Origin of the sequence: Candidatus Nucleicultrix amoebiphila FS5 (assembly GCF_002117145.1) — a bacterium.
Classification (GTDB): Bacteria; Pseudomonadota; Alphaproteobacteria; order Caedimonadales; family Nucleicultricaceae; genus Nucleicultrix; species Nucleicultrix amoebiphila.
In genome coordinates, this window is the sequence record NZ_CP008743.1 from 792,693 (window position 1) to 813,143 (window position 20,451).

18 protein-coding genes and 1 tRNA gene are annotated in these 20,451 nt (G+C 39.2%); 7 read left to right on the forward strand and 12 right to left on the reverse strand.

The features are described 5' to 3' along the window. The first annotated feature begins 73 nt into the window (after positions 1 to 73). The 7 genes from secA (at position 74) to GQ61_RS03880 (ending at position 9,237) form a co-directional block, all read left to right on the forward strand. Positions 74 to 2,815 (forward strand): preprotein translocase subunit SecA, encoded by a 2,742-nt coding sequence (gene secA, locus GQ61_RS03850; protein ID WP_085784055.1) that lies wholly within the window; start codon positions 74 to 76, stop codon positions 2,813 to 2,815. Between the two features lie 113 nt (positions 2,816 to 2,928). Next, positions 2,929 to 3,765: a hypothetical protein gene (locus GQ61_RS03855; RefSeq protein WP_157111136.1), complete on the forward strand. Its 837-nt coding sequence runs from the start codon at positions 2,929 to 2,931 to the stop codon at positions 3,763 to 3,765. 149 nt (positions 3,766 to 3,914) lie between these two features. Then, positions 3,915 to 5,714: a type VI secretion system baseplate subunit TssF gene (gene tssF / locus GQ61_RS03860; protein ID WP_085784057.1), complete on the forward strand. Its 1,800-nt coding sequence runs from the start codon at positions 3,915 to 3,917 to the stop codon at positions 5,712 to 5,714. Then, a complete protein-coding gene (gene tssG, locus GQ61_RS03865; RefSeq protein ID WP_085784058.1) occupies positions 5,678 to 6,712 on the forward strand; it encodes a type VI secretion system baseplate subunit TssG in 1,035 nt (344 codons plus the stop codon). The genes tssF and tssG overlap by 37 nt, the downstream gene beginning before the upstream one ends. Before the next feature lie 123 nt (positions 6,713 to 6,835). Continuing rightward, a complete protein-coding gene (locus GQ61_RS03870; RefSeq protein ID WP_269747291.1) occupies positions 6,836 to 7,801 on the forward strand; it encodes a methionine ABC transporter ATP-binding protein in 966 nt (321 codons plus the stop codon). Continuing rightward, positions 7,795 to 8,433, forward strand: coding sequence for a methionine ABC transporter permease (locus GQ61_RS03875; protein WP_085784060.1), 639 nt, complete (start codon positions 7,795 to 7,797; stop codon positions 8,431 to 8,433). Before GQ61_RS03870 ends, GQ61_RS03875 begins: the two co-directional genes overlap by 7 nt. Positions 8,434 to 8,442: 9 nt before the next feature. Beyond that, positions 8,443 to 9,237, forward strand: a complete 795-nt coding sequence (locus GQ61_RS03880; RefSeq protein ID WP_085784061.1) for a MetQ/NlpA family ABC transporter substrate-binding protein — start codon at positions 8,443 to 8,445, stop codon at positions 9,235 to 9,237. 6 nt (positions 9,238 to 9,243) lie between these two features. On the opposite strand, the gene GQ61_RS03885 is transcribed toward GQ61_RS03880, so the two are convergent. The 12 genes from GQ61_RS03885 to GQ61_RS03940 all read right to left on the reverse strand — a co-directional run bounded on the left by GQ61_RS03885 (position 9,244) and on the right by GQ61_RS03940 (position 20,387). After that, complete coding sequence (locus GQ61_RS03885) at positions 9,244 to 10,290, reverse strand: enoyl-CoA hydratase/isomerase family protein (protein ID WP_157111137.1); 1,047 nt, start codon at positions 10,288 to 10,290, stop codon at positions 9,244 to 9,246. Between the two features lie 125 nt (positions 10,291 to 10,415). Beyond that, positions 10,416 to 11,357 carry a thioredoxin-disulfide reductase gene (gene trxB / locus GQ61_RS03890; RefSeq protein ID WP_085784063.1) on the reverse strand — a complete coding sequence of 314 codons (942 nt, stop codon included), beginning with the start codon at positions 11,355 to 11,357 and terminating at the stop codon, positions 10,416 to 10,418. Positions 11,358 to 11,372: 15 nt separating this feature from the next. Beyond that, on the reverse strand, positions 11,373 to 11,942 hold the full coding sequence (locus GQ61_RS03895; protein ID WP_085784064.1) for a TlpA family protein disulfide reductase: 570 nt from the start codon (positions 11,940 to 11,942) through the stop codon (positions 11,373 to 11,375). 218 nt (positions 11,943 to 12,160) lie between these two features. After that, on the reverse strand, positions 12,161 to 12,853 hold the full coding sequence (locus GQ61_RS03900) for a retropepsin-like aspartic protease family protein (RefSeq protein ID WP_085784065.1): 693 nt from the start codon (positions 12,851 to 12,853) through the stop codon (positions 12,161 to 12,163). Further along, entirely contained in the window at positions 12,850 to 13,335 is a 486-nt protein-coding gene (locus tag GQ61_RS03905; protein WP_085784066.1) for an HPr kinase/phosphorylase, read from the reverse strand. The genes GQ61_RS03900 and GQ61_RS03905 overlap by 4 nt, the downstream gene beginning before the upstream one ends. Positions 13,336 to 13,403: 68 nt before the next feature. After that, on the reverse strand, positions 13,404 to 14,222 hold the full coding sequence (locus GQ61_RS03910; RefSeq protein WP_085784067.1) for an OmpA family protein: 819 nt from the start codon (positions 14,220 to 14,222) through the stop codon (positions 13,404 to 13,406). A gap of 202 nt (positions 14,223 to 14,424) precedes the next feature. Next, positions 14,425 to 14,501 (reverse strand) — tRNA-Arg (locus GQ61_RS03915). Positions 14,502 to 14,600: 99 nt separating this feature from the next. After that, positions 14,601 to 15,851, reverse strand: coding sequence for an RsmB/NOP family class I SAM-dependent RNA methyltransferase (locus GQ61_RS03920; RefSeq protein WP_085784068.1), 1,251 nt, complete (start codon positions 15,849 to 15,851; stop codon positions 14,601 to 14,603). Next, positions 15,848 to 16,471, reverse strand: coding sequence for an RlmE family RNA methyltransferase (locus tag GQ61_RS03925; RefSeq protein WP_198157407.1), 624 nt, complete (start codon positions 16,469 to 16,471; stop codon positions 15,848 to 15,850). The genes GQ61_RS03920 and GQ61_RS03925 overlap by 4 nt, the downstream gene beginning before the upstream one ends. Before the next feature lie 68 nt (positions 16,472 to 16,539). Then, complete coding sequence (locus tag GQ61_RS03930; RefSeq protein ID WP_085784070.1) at positions 16,540 to 17,583, reverse strand: Ppx/GppA phosphatase family protein; 1,044 nt, start codon at positions 17,581 to 17,583, stop codon at positions 16,540 to 16,542. Positions 17,584 to 18,009: 426 nt separating this feature from the next. Then, complete coding sequence (locus tag GQ61_RS03935) at positions 18,010 to 19,341, reverse strand: Rpn family recombination-promoting nuclease/putative transposase (RefSeq protein ID WP_085784071.1); 1,332 nt, start codon at positions 19,339 to 19,341, stop codon at positions 18,010 to 18,012. Positions 19,342 to 19,676: 335 nt separating this feature from the next. Next, the gene (locus tag GQ61_RS03940; protein WP_085784072.1) at positions 19,677 to 20,387 is read right to left on the reverse strand and encodes an outer membrane protein; all 711 of its coding nucleotides are present in this window, start codon (positions 20,385 to 20,387) and stop codon (positions 19,677 to 19,679) included. Positions 20,388 to 20,451: the final 64 nt, after the last annotated feature.

Genomic DNA, 20,451 nt, shown 5'->3' on the forward strand with positions numbered 1-20,451 from the left:
CCTGGAGTATAAAAACTGTCTTTATGAATACAGTTTTTAACACCTAGAAAATTTAACAAGGGCAAAGATATCAATGTTTTCATCATTATTCCAGCGTCTTTTTGGCTCAGCTAATGAACGTTTCCTAAAAAAGCTAAAACCCATGGTAGCAGCCATTAATGCCCTTGAACCGGAATTAGAAAAACTTTCTGACACCGAACTTCAAGCAAGAACCAATTGGTTTCGGGAGCGCTTAAAGAAAGGGGAAACCTTAGATAACATCTTAATAGAAGCTTTCGCAACTGTTCGTGAAGCTTCAAAACGTACCTTAGGGCTTAGACATTTTGATGTTCAGATGATGGGCGGAATGATTCTTCATCGTGGCATGATTGCTGAAATGTGCACCGGTGAAGGTAAAACTCTTGTTGCAACCTTACCTGTCTATCTGAATGCACTTACAGGCAAAGGAGTGCACGTTGTAACTGTCAACGACTATTTGGCAAGCCGTGACGCTGCTGAAATGGGAAGAATCTATAATTTTCTAGGACTTACAGTCGGCTGTATTTTAAATGATCTCGACGACGATGAACGACGTACAGCCTATGCTGCAGATGTTACTTATGCAACCAACAATGAGATTGGTTTCGACTACTTAAGAGATAACATGAAATTTCGTTTAGATGACATGGTCTTGAGAGATTTCAATTATGCTATTGTCGACGAAGTAGACAGTATTTTAATCGATGAAGCCAGAACTCCCCTCATTATTTCAGGTGCTGCTGAAGATTCTTCACAGCTATACATTGCTGTTAATAAACTGATCCCTCATCTTGTTCCAGAAGATTATGAAAAAGACGAAAAAGCACGTGCAATTACTTTAACAGAAATTGGGTCTCAGAAAATTGAGGATTTGCTTGCTAAAAGTGGCTTGATGCAAGGCGGATCACTTTATGATGTTAACAATATTCTTCTTGTTCATCATGTGAACCAAGCTCTCAAAGCGCACAAACTTTTTACAAGAGATGTGGATTACATCGTTAAAGAAAACAAAGTTATTATCATTGATGAATTCACCGGCCGTATGATGGAAGGACGTCGTTATTCTGATGGTCTTCATCAAGCTCTTGAAGCTAAAGAAAACGTGGAAATTCAGATGGAGAACCAAACTTTGGCCTCTATCACTTTCCAAAACCTCTTCAGGCTTTATAAAAAACTCGCAGGTATGACAGGAACTGCGGCTACTGAAGCTTCTGAATTTGGTGACATCTATAAACTTGAAGTTCTTACAGTTCCAACCAACTTACCCTTGGTCAGAAAAGATCACGACGATGAAATTTATCGATCGGCCGAAGAAAAATACGATGCCATCATCAAGCTTATTGAGGAAAGAAACAAATTAGGTCAACCAATGTTGGTTGGCACGACCAGCATTGAAAAGTCTGAGCTACTTTCGTCCAAGTTAAGAAGCAAGAACATTGAACACAAAGTATTGAATGCGCGTCATCACGAGCAAGAAGCCGCCATCGTTGCTCAAGCCGGTAGACCGTATGCTGTTACTATCGCCACGAATATGGCTGGTCGTGGTACGGACATTAAACTGGGCGGCAACTTAGAAATGCGCATTGAGCTTGAATTATCAGACATTACTGATGAGAAAGAACGGGCTCAACGAATTGAAGCTCTCAAAAAAGAAATCCAAGAAGCGAGTGAGTTTGTTAAAAATGCTGGTGGTCTTTATGTCGTTGGTACTGAACGTCATGAAAGCCGTCGTATCGATAATCAGCTCAGGGGTCGCTCTGGTCGTCAAGGAGACAATGGTATGTCTAAGTTCTTCCTATCTTTGGAAGACGACCTTATGCGCATTTTTGGCTCGCAGCGCCTTGATACCTGGTTACAGAAACTAGGATTGCAAAAAGGTGAAGCTATTATTCATCCACTTATTAATAAAAGTATCGAACGCGCTCAACAAAAAGTTGAAGCCCGTAACTATGATATTCGTAAACATCTCTTAAAGTATGATGATGTGATGAATGACCAAAGAAAAGTCATTTATGAGCAGCGCAAAGATATTATGAGCCAAGATGATGTTAGCAGTGCCATTTTGGATATGCGCCAAGACGTCCTTGAGACAACAGTGAGACGCTTTATTCCAGTCAATGCTTATCCTGACCAATGGGATGTGGATGCACTCCATGAAGAATGTTTGCGCCTTTTCTCTCTTGATCTGCCTATTGCTGAGTGGGCTCAAGAAGAAGGCATTGCAGATATGGAGATCATCGAACGTATTTCTAAAGCATGTGATGACAAGATTCAGGAAAAGGAAAAACTTTATGGCAGCTCTCTCTTACGAGCCGCTGAAAAAGGTATATTGTTGCGTATCCTTGATCAATCTTGGAAAGACCATTTGCATACGCTTGATCATTTGCGTCAAGGCATTAACCTCAGAGCTTATGCACAACGCGATCCGCTCAATGAATATAAGCAAGAGGCTTTCATGCTTTTTCAGGAAATGCTTGTGCGCGTGCGCGAAGCTGTTACGAGCGCTATTTTCCATCTACAAATGCAAGAATCTTCTGAAGAAGAAATCATGGATGCCGCTTTTGAAGATGCCGAAGAAGCAAATCGTAATGTAACTCTTCAAAGACCAACCCTTGACGGTGAAGACGAAAGTTCTCTTCTGACAGCAAAAAAAGAATCTGTCGCTAATCGCCTGATGAAAAATCGTAAGAAAACCAAAGGATCACCTTACGAAGGCATAAACCGAAATGCTCAATGTCCTTGTGGCTCTGGGAAACGCTACAAACACTGTCATGGCAAGAATGAAGAAAACGAATAAAAATCCTTCTGCTTTTGGAAACGAAAAATCCCTTCTTATTTGAGAAGAATTGACTCTATTCCCTATTTAAGGGATACTATTTATGGGCTTCACTATAATTTTGGAGAACATAAATGAAAAATTTACGAAGGGGTCTTATCGTACTGAGTTGCGTCAGTATGGCCGCCTTATTAGCACCCGCTGAAACGCAAGCGGCTTTTGGTCGATCTGATGCCTCAAAAGCACGTCAAGAAAACCCAAGTCCAATTGGTAACAAAGATTGTGCCGATAAACCTATAGTCTATAAGGGCAAAAAGATTAAACCCTGTGCAAACCAAGAAGATTTATGTGGCGTCAAAAGTCCTCTCACGAGAGATCAACAGAAAGCAGAAGGATCCTGGTGTCTTCAATATTGTAGTCCAGCAGCTTATAGTAAACCTGATAAAAAACAACTCGCTAAAGCTAACGAAACAAAAAAGATAGTTGAGGCTTGTACATTAAAGTGGGCGCCTCCAGTCTCAGCACCAGTAAGTACGCCCACATCTACAAAAACACCGCCCTCGACAATGACACCAGAGCCTGTAAAAGAGGTAGTACCACAACAATCATCTACGAAAACACCGATCTCAACAACTATTCCAGAGCCTGTAAAAGAGGTAGTACCACAACCACCAACGCCTCCGACTCCTCCTCCGCTTCCAAAGCCCGTCACAGGAACAGGTACAAGCACTCCTTCTCACACAACTGGCGGTCCAAAATCATCTTCAGGTGATAATCGTGCAGCCCTAAAAGCGCAGATTGAAGCTCGCAAAGACAAAGGTACTGAGGGTTTGAAGCATATTAAACCCGTTGAAAAGGAAAAAACATCTGGTAGTTTCATTGCTGATGCTCTTAAGAAAAAGTTTCAACATGCGAATCCAGACGAAGAGCCAGAAGAGTCAACAACCGCAAAAGAAGAGTGGGAGAATTAAGCTCTTTTAATGTTTCTTTCACCCTTCAAAGCACGCTGTGAAAACACGGCGTGCTTTTTTATGATTCTTAAAAAGCATAAATGTCTAGCCAGAATTAAGATCTTGTGCCATTTTTATAGAAAAGCAATAAATACTAAAGGGAGCCTGGTTTGGAAGCCTTAGATCCGTTTTTTGAGTATTATCAACGGGAATTGCGTTACTTGAGAAATTCTGGGGCACGCTTTGCTCGAGAATTTCCTAAAATTGCTAAGCGACTGGATCTAGGTACCACTGAATCTTCTGATCCTCATGTTGAACGATTGTTGGAATCCTTTGCATTTCTAACGGCCAGACTACAGCGCACCATTGATGATGACTTCCCTCAAATTACCAATGCCTTATTAGGAGCATTGTATCCCCAATTCACCGAGCCTATGCCTTCCTTAACGATTGCTAAATTTGACACAGCCGCCGAAGTAGGAAAACTTACTGCTCCATATATTGTTCCTCAAGGAACTGGACTTTATACTTTTAGTAGCAACGATGAAATTTGCAATTTTAAAACTTGTTATGAGACTCAATTAGTCCCTATTAATGTTGTGGCCGTTGATGTTGTTTCAACCAGAGCAGTAGACCTCAGTCATGTCATCAAAAGCAATCGAGCGCTGAAGATTACACTTCAATCTTTTGCTGGCTCTTTTAAAAAAGTAGGTGTTGAGTCACTACGGTTCTACATCTCTGGAAATCTAGTTTTGCAAAATCAAATTTTCGCAGCCCTTTTTGCTCAAGATCCTATGGTTGTCGCTCAAAGCACGCAAGGTATTCGTATGCTTCCTATGGGGTCTATTGAACAAGTTGGATTTAAGGATAATGAAAAACTTGTTCCAACCTCTCACAAACATCATGCAGGTCATCGGTTGCTTTTTGAGTATTTTCATTTTCCTGAAAAATTCTTATTTTTTGATATCTTGAATCTCAATCAGGATTTTGAAGAAGATACCCTTGATATTTATATTTCCCTCGCAACAACTGTCCCCCTTAAACAAGGTGACGTGGGCATCAATAATTTCCTTTTAGGGTGCACTCCTATCATCAATTTGTTCCCAAAAATTAGCGAGCCCATTAAGCTTGATCATCGCATTGCTGAATATCGTCTTGTTGGTGATCAGAGATTAGAAAATTCAACCGAAATTCACTCTATCCTTAAGGTAAATGCGGCTCTTGAAGAAGTAGATTCAACAAAAGAGTTTCTCCCTTATTTTGGATTCAACCATCAATATCCAGATAGAGAAGATCGCTCTTTCTGGCATGCACGCCGTATCCCTGCAATAAACGCAGACCTTGAGGGCACAGATATTATGCTGTCTTTTGTGGATTTTGATTTTAATCCAAAACTGCCAGCCAATGACGTAATTTATGCCCACCTCATGTGCACAAATCGAGGATTAGCGCATCAAATTCCTTCAGGTGGTATTCTTCAACCAGAAGTGGCTGTTCCAGCGTCGTCCATTTATTGTCTAGAAAGACCCACGGTACAATCCTACCCTCCCATGGAAGGGAAAACACAATGGCAGCTTATCTCTAACCTTTGTTTGAATCATCTTTCTTTATCCAATGAGTCAGAAAGCTTACAAGCTCTAAAAGAAATAGTCCGCCTTTATTCCAATCTTAAAAACGTGAATGATCGTCCTGAGATCGAATCTCTCTCAAAACTCGAAACCTCACTGATTACGCATCGCATTAGCATGGACGCTTGGCGGGGATTTGTGCAAGGTACTAAAATCAGTTTAACTTTTGATCAAATCGGAGATAAAGAAACGAATGCTCTTTTATTTTCTTCGGTCATGAATCATTTCTTTTCGCTTTTTGCCACCTTAAACTCTTTTACTCAACTGGAAATTAAAAGTACAAAATTAACTGAGACTTGGAAACTATGGCAGCCCCTCGCCGGAAACAAAAAACTTCTCTAGAAGATACTCTTTTTAACGAGAGTTATCATTTTGAGTTTCATCAAGCCGTCAAGGTTTTGGAACTCATGTATCCAAAAGCCAAACCTTTGGGAGAAACTTTTCATCCTGAAAAGGAAGTGGTTTCTATTAAATCGCGTATCTTATTATCCTATCCTTCGAGCGATATTTTCAGTCTCAGCCAAAATAAGGATTCCCTGACGCCTACAGTTATGCAAGTAAACTTTATGGGACTTGCTGGCATGGGGGGGCCGCTGCCAATGCCCCATACAGAAAAGATCATTAGACGTCTTCAGAATAAAGACACTGCAATTCAGGAATTTCTCAATATTTTTAACCATAGGCTGATCTCCATTCTCCATCGCGTTCGCAAAAAATATACAATTGGATTAATGACAACAGCGCCTGAAAAGACTGCTCTGGCGCGCATTCTTTTTTCATCTATGGGACTTGGACATCAAAGTCTCAAAAATCGTTTTAACTTTCGTGATAATACATTGCTTTCTCTGGCAGGCTTATTTTGGACACAACAGCGTTCAGCAGAAGGACTACGTGTATTGCTGGAAAACTATTTCGAAGTTCCGGTAATGGTTCAACAGCTCCAAGGGCGTTGGCAAGATATTAATGAAACAGATCAAACCACTCTTGGGATCAACGGTAAAAATAATATTTTAGGGCTCAGTGCTACAGCCGGTACTCATTTTTGGGATCAAGAAAGCAGACTTATTATTAAAATTGGCCCTTTGAATCAAAAGAAATTCCTACAGTTCTTACGCGGAGGAACACTCTATGATCCTCTTTGTCAACTCATCCGATTTTATTTAAGTATTCAAAACAGTTATGAGATTAATCTAGTGATCAAAGCAAGCGATGTAATGGCTTCACGTTTAGATCGTAAAACATCCCTAGCATGGACATCCTGGCTTAAAGAGGCTCCATTTACACATGATGATGATCAGGTTCTTCTTAATCCAGAACTTTTACCACCAGTTGACAATTAACAGTTTTAGGGCTACACAGTATATCTTATTGTATCCATCAGGAGATTTCCTTTCTCAATACCTTCTTCTATCCAAGTCACTCATTTATTTAAAACGTTTAATGGTTATCCAGTTTTAAAGGATATAAATTTTTTAGTTCCCCAAGGAAAAATTATTGGCATCATTGGACGAAGTGGTGCTGGAAAAAGCACTCTCTTACGTTGTCTAAATGGCCTTGAAACGCCAGATCAGGGGGAAATTTTTATCAATGGTCAGCTATTGACTACTCCTCCTCAATTCCAGCTTTTACAAGAAATTGGGACTATTTTTCAGAACTTCAATCTTTTAAGACGCCGCACAGTTATTGAAAATATTGCTTTTCCTCTGGAACTGCAAAATATCTCCAAAGCTGATCGTTATAAAAGGGCCGTACATATCGCTAGAAGAGTTGGTTTAGCTCATAAGCTAAATGCCTATCCTTGTCAGCTTAGTGGTGGTCAGAAACAACGTGTAGCAATTGCTCGCGCTTTGGTAAGCAACGTAAAGTTGCTTCTTTGCGATGAATTCACATCGGCCTTAGACCCAGAAACTTGTCTTGAGATTTTAGAGTTGCTCAAGGAATTGAATCAAAAATTAGGTATTGCGATTTTGCTGATTACTCACGATATGGGCGTAATAAGAGAAATCTGCGATGAAGTAATTGTTCTCAGTCGTGGACAGATCATTGAGTCAGGAAGTCTTGAGGATATCCTTCTCACACCAAAAACATCACAAACCAAAAGTCTTTTACGCAATCTTCTGAACCGAGATTTACCCCATCATTTACAAAAAAAACTACAATCAAGCCCAATTCCAAATGGTACGGCTTTCTTACGTTTGGTGTTTTCTGGTGAGGCCGCGCAAAAACCCATAGTTGCCACGCTCATTGAACAATATGATGTTCCTGTGAATATCATTGCAGGCAATCTAGACCACATTAGAGCCTTAGCATTTGGAGTTCTAGTGATTGCAATGCCCTATCACGAACAGAAATTAAAAAATGTTCAAAACTATTTAAAAAGCAACAATGTAAGTGTTGAAGTTTTAGGCTATGGGGCTATTCCATGGTAATATTAATTTTAAAGGCTTTGCTTGAAACTCTCTTAATGGTCACAACTAGCACAGCCATTGGTCTGCTATTGGGTATCCCTTTAGCTATTTTGCTTTATATCACTCGCCCTCAAGGTCTTTTTGATAGTCCATGGATTTACAGAGTATTTGGAAGCACTATTAATGCCTTCAGATCTATTCCTTATATTATTCTCATTGTTCTTTTAATTCCGATCACTCGATTACTCGTTGGTAGTTCAATTGGTCTTATGGCTTCTATTATTCCCTTAAGCTTTGCGAGCACACTTCTTTTAGCGCGCGTTGCTGAAGAAGCGTTTATAACTATTCCTCTTGAACTCATAGAAACAGGCCAAGCTTTTGGAGCACATATCAGGCACATTATAATAAAAATTGTTTTGCCTGAATCTTTGCCCACTTTGATTCGTAGTGCTACGACAGTGATCATTAATCTCATAGGTTTTTCAGCCATGGCCGGTGCCGTTGGTGGTGGTGGACTAGGAGATTTAGCGATTCGTTATGGCTATCAGCGCTATGACCTCACTGTTCTTGCGGTCATTGTTATTATCTTGATTGTGCTTGTACAAGGAGTACAGACGTATGGGAATTGGTGGTCGCAAAAACTTCATAAATAGGAGAAAAATATGCGCTTTTTAAAATTTATTCGATGCTTCGTCTTGTTGGCCCTTATTCTTGGAGGATGCTCTGAAAAAGAAAAAGCATTACGTGTAGGAGTCACAGCTGGACCGCACGCCATTATTATGGAAGAAGTAAAAAGACTTGCTATTGCTGAGGGACTTCTGATTCAAATCGTTGAATTTAATGACTTTAATCTGCCCAATGCAGCCCTAGCACAAGGAGATCTTGATATTAATATTTATCAACATCGACCATTTCTAGAAGAACAAATTCTAAATCGTGGCTATGATTTAAAAATTATAGGAAATGCTGTCATTATGCCCTTAGGCCTTTATTCAAAAAAATTGAAGAATTTTTCGAGCATAAATTCTCACTTCATTAAACCTGCTGAAAAAATAGCTATTCCAAATGATCCTACCAATGAAGGAAGAGCTTTAAAACTTCTCGAAAGCGCAAATTTGATTAAGCTGAAACCTTCACCTAACCCAACACCTTTAGATATTATTGACAATCCTCTAAGTTTTGAATTTGTTGAAGTAGAGGCTCCTCAGCTTGCACGCGTCTTAGAAGATGTATCGCTGGCTGTGATTAATACTGACTGGGTAGTGTTATCAGGTATGGATCCCCGCACAGCTTTATTTAAGGAAGATGCCCCCCAAGAATTTATCAACGTTATTGTTGTAAAAAATGGTGACCAAACCCGCTCTGAAATTGCTCGTTTTTTAAAGATTTATCAAAGTGAGACAGTTAGAAAATTCATCGATGAGAAATTCTTAGGTACAGTGCAAGCAGCTTGGTAATAAATTTTAGATAGGTAAGCGTTCAAAATCATGATGATGAAAATAGACCTCAATCATAGATGACGTCACCTGTTCTATCAATGCAGGTTGCCACCGAGGTCGCCGATCTTTATCGATGATAGCAGCGCGGATTCCTTCAAAAAAATCATGTTCCTTTACAAAAGAACGACTTAAACGAAACTCCTCCTGCATCACGGCATCAAAAGGCAAATCTTTACACCGTTGCAGTTGTTCGAATGTCACGCAAATACTTAAAGGGGATTTTGTTAAAATTTGCTTATACGTCTCCAAAGCAAAGAGATCTGAATCACATTTAAGAGCTTTTAAAATTCCTTCCAATGTTGGTTTATTAAAACACCTATCAATAACTTCTTGCTTTTCTTTTAACTTTGAAGGCGGTGCGTCTTCCGTAAAATTTTCTAGCATTACTCTAATATTTTGAGGTGATTTTTTTTCGAGCTTTGTTAGTGTTTCAAATACCAAGCTCCAACGTTCGCTATGAATGTAATAAGAGGATAAGTTTGTAAAAACTGCATCACCAGCGCTAAAGTGACTTCCCGTAAGCCCCAAATAATAGCCTATCCTTCCTGGCATTGTATTAAGGAAGTAACTTCCTCCCACATCAGGAAAATAACCTATACTCACTTCTGGCATAGCTAAGTGGGCTTTTTCGCTCACGATACAAAATTGACCATTCACTGAAAGCCCCAATCCACCCCCCATTGCAATACCGTTAATAAATGCAAGATAAGGTTTTGGATAAGTTTTAATAATATAATTCAGCGTATATTCTTCACGAAACAATACATCAAAAAAATGATGATCTTTTGCTATATGAGCTTCATAGACGGATCGAAGATCTCCTCCAGCACAAAAAGCACGATCACCACTGCCCAAAACAACGACAGACTCAACTTCATCTAATTCGACCCACTCAACAAGCGTTTGATGGAGTTCTCGTATCATTTGCAAATTTAAAGCATTGAGAGCTTTTGGACGACTAAGAGTGATCCAACCTATACCATCGGAAACCTTCGTAACGATTGAACTCATAACTGTTGCTTCACTATAAATCACTCAGGGTTGACTGAGAGGCATTTTCCTCTCCAAAACAAGGGCTTAAAAGAGACCTTAGGGGGGAAAATTTAATAACTCCTTAATGAACAAAGAAAATTATTTTAGCCTTTGGCTGCCAAGAATCTTTCAGCATCTAAAGCAGCCATACAACCTTGTCCAGCAGCCGTTACTGCTTGACGATAAACTTTATCTTGAACATCTCCAGCAGCAAAAACACCAGGAATATTCGTTTCAGTACAGCCCAATTTTGCTGCAATGTATCCATGCTCATCAAGAGTAATCTGACCTTTGAATAAATCAGTCATTGGACGATGTCCGATGGCAATAAATACACCATCCACTAAAAGTTCTAGAACTTCATTTGTGCTGACATTCGTTAATTTTAATCCTGTAACACTTTTAGGTTCTTCAGTTCCCACTATCTCTTCAACCTTATGATTCCAAATAACTTTAATTTTAGGATTATTGAAAAGTCGATCTTGAAGAATTTTTTCAGCCTTAAATTTAGCGCGGCGATGAATTACAGTTACTTCAGACGCATGATTCGTAAGATACATAGCTTCTTCAACTGCCGTGTTACCTCCGCCGATAACCGCTACTTTTTTACCCCGATAAAAAAAGCCATCACACGTAGCACATCCTGAAACACCATATCCTCTGAATTTATTCTCTGAAGGAATTTCTAACCATTTTGCTTGAGCTCCAGTTGCAATAATAACTGCCTCAGCCATAAATACAGCACCACTCTCACCAATGACTTTAAAAGGTCGCTTTGAAAAATCGACTGATTTGATAGTATCTGACATTAGGATTGCCCCAACATGCGCTGCTTGGACTTTCATTTGCTCCATTAACCATGGCCCTTGAATAACCTCAGCAAATCCAGGATAATTTTCTACATCCGTTGTAATCATTAACTGACCGCCTGGTTGTATTCCTTGAACTAATATTGGTTTAAGATTCGCACGAGCTGCATAAACTGCTGCTGTATAACCAGCGGGACCAGAGCCAATGATCAGAACTTTTGTGTGATGCTCAGACATTTTCAATCCTGTATTTTATCCTTTAAATAACATTAAAAACCGTTCCCATAAATTTTTTGGAAGAACAGGAAATTCACCTTTTCTATAGGTTTCAACTAAATCAAGCATAGCTTGACTATCCCACTCCGCGGCTCCTACATATCGACCCAAGAGCTTTCCTTCTTTACTTATAACATAAGTAGTGGGTGTGCCGGTGGAGTGAAAAATTAAAGGTCCTGAACGCTCTAAATCAATCCATACCTTTAAATTCTTAATATTATGTTGATCAAACACTTTTTGAATATCTGTTGATTCTTTCTTATCCCGACATAAGTTCAATACAACAACATCTGGAAATTTTGATGCTAATCGATCAAGGGACGGCATCTCCTTGATACACGGGGAACAACGCGTAGACCAATAACTCAGAATAACGATCTTCCCCTTAAACTCTTCTAATGTATGAGCTTTTTTATGTGCATCAAAAAAACTAAATGGCTCAATATTCTTAGGTTCCATAGGCTCAAAGCGACTAGGATATGCAAAACCAGATGACGCCCAAATTATAGTAAAAAGAACAGGGATACTCTTGAAAAACGTGGACAAAAATCACTTCCTTTTTTATGATTAGCAAACTATTAAAGAATTACTCTTAGAAAGTAGAATTCCCGTTGCAAATGGTCAAGATCAGAAAAAGTTTCTATATTTTTTTCATACTTACGGTTGCTGTTAGCCTCGTTTCCTGTGGAAAAAAAGGTTTGCCAGAAGCTCCTAAAGATGAAGCACAATACGATTATCCAGGCAAATATCCACCGAATTAAATTTTATTGTTCCATGATTAACTTGCCGTCGTCTACACGCCAAGAAGATAATTTCTCCAAAAAACTCATTCCTAACAGAGATTGCTCCAAACCGACATCTGAAACAATCGCTGAAATGTTTTCAATTGTTATGGGTCCGATCTCTATTTCCCTTAAAGTAATAGGCGCACCAAATACAAGTCCATTAGCAGTTTGCATGGGCTGATTAAAGGTCAGATGACGCAGATTAATCCCTATACGTTCAGCATCATCTTGAGTAAGCACAACTTTGCTTGCTCCAGTATCAACCATGAGACGAAGAGGAGTCCCTTCTATCCTACTTTCAATCACATAATGACCATTATTGCTCAAGGGAAAGCTAATGCTTCGAAGATGATCTAAGCGTTGCCCTTTAGAAGGCAAAAGTTGCTGTTCCACAGGCAGCCAAAATTGCTGTATTTGAGGCCAATAACTATATCCTGCAATCACTAAAAAGAAGAACCCGATCCACACAACACCTTGTTGCAGGGTCGTTTTAATGGGAGCATTATTTTGAGAAAATCTTAAAATAAAATATGTCAGTAAAATCCCAAAAAACACCAAGCTCATTTGGTTATCACGAGAGTTTAAAGAATCAGGAAAGCGTTTCACCAAATATAATAATATCAGTATTGAAAAACTGATCAAAATGCTCACTAAAATAAACGGTTTTTTCACTGTGAACTCTTCATCTTTAAAAGAGGTTGAGACAAATCCTCATCATTTACTATTAAGCCTATATTCCCCAAAATGACACCAAGACGCGCATGCCAACTTGGAATCCAAGGATTAAAATTAAACTGAGGCAATTCAACCCCATATCTCATAAATTTTTGCGGCCTTGGAAGTCGATTGTCTTCTGTCTCCTGCCCTAATTCAAGAACTAAGTTCAGTATTGCCTTAGAGTGTCCTTGAACTCGAATAAAACCAACCCCAGAAACTTCAAGTAACCCTTGAAACTCTGGATCAGCATAAGCAACTAACGATCCATTTTCTTGTTCAATCCTGACCAAGTCATCAGCAATAAGTATTGCTCCTCGTTCAATTAGCCTTAAAGATAAATCAGATTTTCCTGACCTAGGACTACCTAATATAAGAATTCCTCGACCTTGATAAACTAGAGCATTGCCATGAATGCAGTTCTCTAATTTTGATTTCATTTTATTCTCTATCCCCTAACAAAAACGGCGCCCTAAGGCGCCGTTCTTAATTTTACAGTGTATTGAAACTAGGAAATTTCAATATCAACTCTTCTGTGCTTTGGTTCAACTTCTTTCTTACCAAACTCACCAGCACCAACAGCTTCGATACGATTACCAGGAACACCCATCTTTATAAGAGCATCCTTAACGTTCTCAGCGCGCTTTTGTGAGAGTCTTAAGTTAAACTTACGGCCACCAACCACGTCTGTGCGACCTGTTACCTTGATTGTAAAGTCACTCATGTTTGCGGCAACTTTTGCTACACGATCAAGTGTAACCATTGCATCTTTACGCAACACTGGGCTGTTATAATCAAAGTTTATACTAAAGGTTGGTGTATGCTGATCAACAGCCTTTTCAAGCTCAATTAAGTTTTGCTTGAAAGCCATTTCGCATTTACCCATTTCTTTAGGTTGGAAGCCTTCTTCCATTTCATTTACCCAACAATCGTATGAAACTTGGGCTCTTGCAGCAAGATCAGGAGCAATCACACGACCACTCTTGTGGATTGCAAACAAAAGGCGTTCACGAGCTTCAAAGAGCATGGGCAGCTTATCAGCTGGAATGTCCCACATCTCAGGATCTTCAGGTAATACTTCTAGACCATGGGCAGCTTGCAAGCCTTTTACAGCGAATGCAGAACCGTCGATTTGGTCATAATTTACGCGGGATTCAGTTTTTGCATATGCTTCGTATTCAGCTTTCAAAGCTTTTGCAAATGGATAGCCATCAGACTGTACATGCTCTAATTTATCAATGTAATACTCAGCACATCCGGTTGTTGTAAGGAGGGCAGCAACAGCACCAGCCTTAACCATCCAAGATTTGAAATTGTACCTACTCATACTCAATTCCTTCCTGTTTTGTTGTCGTTATCTATGATCGATTTCGATGCTTAACACAAAATATATACACCGTTCTTCGACCTATTACCATCCCTTTGATAAAAAGGGCCAGAAATAGTTCGTCTTAAGTTAAAGTTTAGAATGAAAAATCTTAATTTTTACTTAACTTTAAGCCATTTTTGAGAAAAAAATATGGATAAATTGGCGCGCTCTGCAGGATTCGAACCTGCGACCCACAGCTTAGAAGGCTGTTGCTCTATCCATCTGAGCTAAGAGCGCTTAGAAAGAGTTTATCTTGCAATTATCTATAAATCAAAGGCACCTCAACCGCCAAGCCCAAAATTTATCTTTCTTAAAAGAAATGGGTCAGCAATCTTCCTACTGCATTTTTATGAGAACTGCGGCAAAAAAACCATCTGTCCCTGCAGTATAAGGAGTTAACGTTAGGTAAGAAGTAGATTTTAGAGGAGGAAAACAGATTGGATGCAACTTAAAATCTGAATGATTTCTTAAAAACTTCTCTATTTGATCTTGATTCTCCTCAAAAAAAATTGAGCATGTTGAATAAACGAGTCGACCTCCCGGCTTTACATAAAAAGCCGCTTCTTCAAGGATCGCTTGTTGAGTTTCTTTTATCTCATCAAAACTTTTAAGATTAAACACCCATTTTAGTTCTGGGTGCCTTCTCCAAGTACCTGATCCAGAACAAGGCACATCGGCAAGTACAGCCTCACACTTCTCTTTAAGCCCTTCAGCAACGAACTCCACAATTCTAACATCTGCCCTTTTAATACGTTCCTTAGCCCTCTCCAAACGACGCAAGTTCTTATCCAAGGCTATTATTCGCCCTTTGTTTTGCATATGATCAGCCATGGCTAAAGTCTTTCCGCCGGCTCCTGCGCAATAATCGACAATAATTTCTCCAGGCTGAGCGCCGACGATAAGACTTAAAATCTGAGAACCTTCGTCTTGAATTTCAAAAAAGCCATTCTTATAGGCTGTCAAAGCCTGAAGTCGCGGACGACCGTTAATTCTTATACCACTTGGCGATAATGGAGTTTCAGAAGCTTTAATGTTTTCTTTTAAGAGCAATTTAATGAGTTGATCACGAGAGATTTTAGATAAGTTCACCCTCAAATCTAAAGGGGCTTCTCCATCTAAAGCTTCTAGTTCACGTGATATTTGTTCCTTTGTCCATTGCTTCTGAAGAATATTCCAAATGGGCTCAGATACATTAAAATAATCCCAATCAGATATCTTTTGAGTTGGCAGCCATTTTATAAAACTGAGTTCATATGAACTGATTGGCTGGGGTGCGTACTTTTCACCCGTAAAATATCCATATAGATCTTCTTCACTCTTTTTTTGAACAGACCAAAGATAAGACAAAAGCACCGCTCGGTCACAATTTATAGATTCACGTTGAGAAAATTGACTCCAAGCTGAGTGATGATGACCATAGGTTCGAGCGATATTGTAAAGATTTTCTTTTATGAAACGTCTATCTTGAGATCCCATAAAGCGTCTTATAATAAAATAGTTTTGTAAGGCCTCGTCCATGGGTCGAGAGCCATCTGTAATAATTGGGATAAGCTCTAAAAGAGATTGTAGTCGTGCCGCAGGAGTCATTCTTTGCGAAAACCTTGAGCAACAAGATACATTTCGGAAGACTCTTTACGACTAGCATCAGGTTTAAAAAATTTTACCTGTCGAAAATGTTTTTTCAGTGTTGTCATAAAGTCTTTTTCACCACCCCCCTGAAAAAACTTACTCACAAATGTCCCCCCAGGTTTCAATACATTTAAAGCAAATTGAAGAGCTTCCTCTGCAAGCATAAGAGTTCTTAAGTGATCCGTTGTCGCATGACCTGTAGTATTTGCAGCCATATCACTTAAGACCACGTCCACAGGTCCTTTTAAAATATCGAGCAAGCTCTCTTGTACAGCTTTATCTAGAAAATCTCCTTGAATTAACTTTGTTCCTTTAAGAGGTTCAATTTCTAATAGATCAATGCCTATAACTGACGGATTTTCACTTTTGGATTGCGTTTTCATAACGGCTATTTGTAACCACCCCCCAGGAGCAGCACCCAAATCAACTACACGCGCATTAGGCTTAAGAATTTTAAAATTTTCATCAATTTGTTTAAGTTTAAAAGAGGATCTTGACCGTAAACCTTGTCGCTGAGACTCAAAAACATAAGGATCATTCAGTTGTCTTTGCAGCCATTGTTTAGAAGAATTTTTCAAATTTTTCTTCTTTAATGCACGTGTTTTAAGAGGGCGCGAACCCTTTGACGTTGTAGATTTTTGTGGATTCATGCGGCGCTAGTTTCAAGATGTAAACGATGATCAGGAGCAGGTTTATGACCATAAGCCATGTAAGCGACAATACCATCTCTGACTCCGCGGTCAGCAACTTGCAGTTGTCCAACAGGTAAAGCCTCACAAATTCCGCCTAAAATGGCCATTCCTCCCAGAATTAGATCTCCACGTTCATTTCCCACACAAGGGTGCAGCACCCTTTCATTAATGGACATAAGTTGCAACTGTTTGGTGATTGATTCAATATTCGCAAAAGTTAAAACAGTACGATCAACTTTCTGCCGATCGTAGGCTCTTAAACCTAAATGAATCGCAGCAACAGTTGTTGCTGTACCAGACGTACTAATCATCTGCACGCGCTTGTGATTAATTTCATTCAAAATGTGGTTTTTTTGAGCAAAATTACTAACACGATTCGCAACCTCACTTTGAAAAGTTTGATAGATACTGGCAAGGTTAGCATTAAAATTTTCAGCAATATTAACAACCCCAAAGGGTAATGAGGTTGAATCAATCACTTGAACGTCGCCATCACTCTTCTTTCGAGCCCAAATTACTTCCGTACTTCCGCCGCCAATATCAAAGAATATAGTATAAGGAAAAGTATCCTGCATGAGCGCTGCACACCCTTTTGCTACGTAAAAAGCTTCCTCTTTCTGAGAAATTACTGAGAAACTAATTCCTGTCTGGGTTTCTATCAAATTCATAAAAGATTCTGCATTTTCTGCTTGTCGACAAGCTTCTGTAGCCACAGCATAAACTTCAATAGGTTTATATTGATTAATACGACGTGCATACTGACTTACAATCTGCAGAGTGCGCTGGATCGCCATGGGAGACAAGCGATTGGTCTGGCTCAGTCCTTCAGCTAGACGTACAATTTTTGAATGCACTTCCTGAGTTGAAAATGAATCACCAGAACGTTTCGCAATCAAAAGTCGGCAGGTATTACTTCCTAAATCAATGGCTGCATAGTATTGCTCTGAAGGCAATACAGATGACTTGTTCTGTAAAGAAGTCTGAGTACTTATTATCATAGCGCTTATTTTAAAATGCTTTTCAACAAGATGAAAGTAAAAATTTGAGATCTATCAATTTTTTAATTGAACACTATTATTTTAATCATTGAAGAATAAATATTAATTATCTTATATTTAATCTAAGAATAAAAAAACACTCTATCAATTCTCAATAAGCATAAATAAATATTATGTTTTTATATTTTTATTTTTCTTTGATGCCTAGGTAAACAAAAAAGCATTCACAGGCCTTTCTTACTCTACAAATAACATCAAAGAGATTTCATATGATTTAGGATTCGTCAGAGTTTTAGGAACATCTACTCAAAAAATAACCCTCAACTTGTATTCCTTACACACATACACATCCATACATAAAAATAAACAGACTTTGATGCTCTGTTCATGGCTAACCTCTCTGTGGATAGTTAAGGTGTTCTTCTCCTATTTCTTTGCGTGCACGCGCAGCTTTTCAATCTCTGTAGCTTGAAGACCTGTCGCCTCTGAGATTTGCAGCGTACTTAACTTAAAGGTAATGAGTTTAAGAGCCGTATCAATATTCATCTGACTAAGCTTCTCTTCAGCAGCTTTCGATTTTTCCTCAGCCACTTTCGATTTCTCTTCAGCTACTTTCGATTTCTCTTCAGCTACCTTAGATTTTTCCTCAGATTGTCTTAAGCTCTCTTCAGCAGTTCTGGCTTTTTCATCAGCAGCTCTGGCTTTTTCATCAGCGGCTCCGGCTTCTTCCATGGCCTTCTTATATTCTTCTTCTTTAATTTCATCGAGACGCCTTAGATCTCTCATTTTTGTAGCAACCCGCAAATCAGCATCTGACCAATTCTTTTTATCCATGGTCTCATAGACTTCAAAAACATGACTCTTAGAAGGATAAGCGCTTATTTTTCTCATATTCTTCAAAAGATAAAGAAACTCATCCAACGCCGTTTCAATTCGCCCATTCACTTTGTCGAATTTTGGCAACTCAACAAACACATATTGCATTTTATCCAGATAACAATGATGAGACCCTGTATGGACAGTTTTATGACGGGATAAATATCCCTTTTCGTTAGGAAACAATATGTGATTCACAAAAGAAATTAAATAAAAGGGTTGTCCTTTATCATAGTCGGTACTTTCAGGGTTAAATTGAGATGTATAAGCTTTGGCCAGGTAATTTTGTGCTCGATTAAGATAATGGTAATCTTTGTCTTTTTGCATTTCAACAACGAACCCTCGATTCAAGTGATCGCGACAATAAACATCAACAATGCCGCGTTTCCCTTCTTTTTTATCTGGCATAAATTCCTTATCATGAAAACTAATATTCCGAATACGATCATCTCCTTGAAGATTGAGGAGCTCATTCAAAACCTTGATGATCATCGTGGTATTCTTAGGGGTGGAAAATAGCTTCTTAAACCCCATATCTCCTAAGGGATCTTCAAAGGAAACGGGTGGGAAAAAATACTTATCAGCATCTTCTTCTAACGTGATGAACTCTTGTCTGACATTTCCCGTGACATGCAAAGGACGTTGATTGAACTCCTGTGACCATTTTTTCAGGCCACCCCCTCTTTGCACGTTAACGGTGGAGTTTTTGAAAAGGGGGACGGAGGAAGAATGAACAGCCGGTCGCTTCTTAACAACTTTTGCCCCGCCCTTTGTCACTCCGTTGAGCAGCACTTCTGCCAAGGCTGACGCTTCAGCTGCAGCTCCGTGTAAACTATAGATGCCCATACATAAAAATAAACAGACTTTGATGCTCTGCTTCATGGCTAACCTCTCTGTGGATATGGAAATGTCTTTTTATTATTACGATAGTCATATCCACAAAGAGGAAGATTGTCAACTTTTTTGGCAATTATTTTATTTTAATCACTCCAAAACCCTTTAATAAAGAGGTTCTACAAGGAATAACTTATAATTTATTTTTTTGCCGTCTGCATCCAGAGACCTTTTATGCGATACCGTTGAAGGAAATAGAGGGGGACACCTGTTATGGTAAAAAGGCTCGCGTAGGAAGGGGAATAGAAAAGCCCCCTGGCGCTTTTAAGCTAGGAGGCTTTACAAAGGAATCTCATCTCAAAGAGATGGGAGAATTTCATAGATTAGAATTTATAAATAAATCCAACCTTTGTTGTAACGTAAGATGGTTTAAATCCGCCACTATTCTTATCAAATGCTGGACCTGTAAACGTTTTATATGATTGTTTGATATTGCCATAATTTTCATAACCAAGGGTCGCAACAGTTGAAAATTTATCACTAAAGGCATATTCAACACCAACGCCAATCATTATCCCTGCTTTAGTGGCCTTAAAGTTTTCACTGGCAGCAAGACGATTGGCCAAATAGATTTCATGGGAACCTTTAAAACGATTGATGCTCGCTCCCAATTTAACAAAACCCAACCATCTGTCTGAGAATTGCTTTCCAAGCACCAAGGCCGGCATAAATTTAAAAGAACTCTTTAATGTTGAACGACCGCGCAGAACATCCAATTGTAAATTCTTTTCCGTTCTGTTGCTATCCACTGCCATACCAAGTTCAAGCCCCGTTAAGAATCCATTGGCGAAGAAATAACGATAGCCACCAAGGATCTCTCCTACGACGCCATGTTTTTTAGCGGTTCCACTACCATTCGTATTAATGAGAGCAGGAATAAAAACACTTTCCTTTACGTCAGAGCGCATATAACTATGTCCTGCCGCCAGCCCTGCATAAAATCCAGGTTTGTAAAAGTGAGAACTAACAGCCATTAACGGTGAACTCGCTGTTATCGCTGTTAACAGTAAAACTTTAAAACTACTTTTCTTCATGGAAATTACATCATCCTTTCAATTCTTCTCCCGTGTGATTTAACACGCAGGGAGAAGCCCATTG

Bases quoted from the DNA above. Each gene is read 5' to 3' on its own strand.
- GQ61_RS03940 (WP_085784072.1), bottom strand. From the start codon at position 20,387: ATGAAGAAAAGTAGTTTTAAAGTTTTACTGTTAACAGCGATAACAGCG.
- GQ61_RS03905 (WP_085784066.1), bottom strand. From the start codon at position 13,335: ATGAAATCAAAATTAGAGAACTGCATTCATGGCAATGCTCTAGTTTAT.
- GQ61_RS03930 (WP_085784070.1), bottom strand. From the start codon at position 17,583: ATGATAATAAGTACTCAGACTTCTTTACAGAACAAGTCATCTGTATTG.
- trxB (WP_085784063.1), bottom strand. From the start codon at position 11,357: ATGTCTGAGCATCACACAAAAGTTCTGATCATTGGCTCTGGTCCCGCT.
- GQ61_RS03910 (WP_085784067.1), bottom strand. From the start codon at position 14,222: ATGAGTAGGTACAATTTCAAATCTTGGATGGTTAAGGCTGGTGCTGTT.
- secA (WP_085784055.1), top strand. From the start codon at position 74: ATGTTTTCATCATTATTCCAGCGTCTTTTTGGCTCAGCTAATGAACGT.
- GQ61_RS03920 (WP_085784068.1), bottom strand. From the start codon at position 15,851: ATGACTCCTGCGGCACGACTACAATCTCTTTTAGAGCTTATCCCAATT.
- tssG (WP_085784058.1), top strand. From the start codon at position 5,678: ATGGCAGCCCCTCGCCGGAAACAAAAAACTTCTCTAGAAGATACTCTT.
- GQ61_RS03875 (WP_085784060.1), top strand. From the start codon at position 7,795: ATGGTAATATTAATTTTAAAGGCTTTGCTTGAAACTCTCTTAATGGTC.
- GQ61_RS03880 (WP_085784061.1), top strand. From the start codon at position 8,443: ATGCGCTTTTTAAAATTTATTCGATGCTTCGTCTTGTTGGCCCTTATT.
- GQ61_RS03885 (WP_157111137.1), bottom strand. From the start codon at position 10,290: ATGAGTTCAATCGTTACGAAGGTTTCCGATGGTATAGGTTGGATCACT.
- GQ61_RS03935 (WP_085784071.1), bottom strand. From the start codon at position 19,341: ATGAAGCAGAGCATCAAAGTCTGTTTATTTTTATGTATGGGCATCTAT.
- GQ61_RS03855 (WP_157111136.1), top strand. From the start codon at position 2,929: ATGAAAAATTTACGAAGGGGTCTTATCGTACTGAGTTGCGTCAGTATG.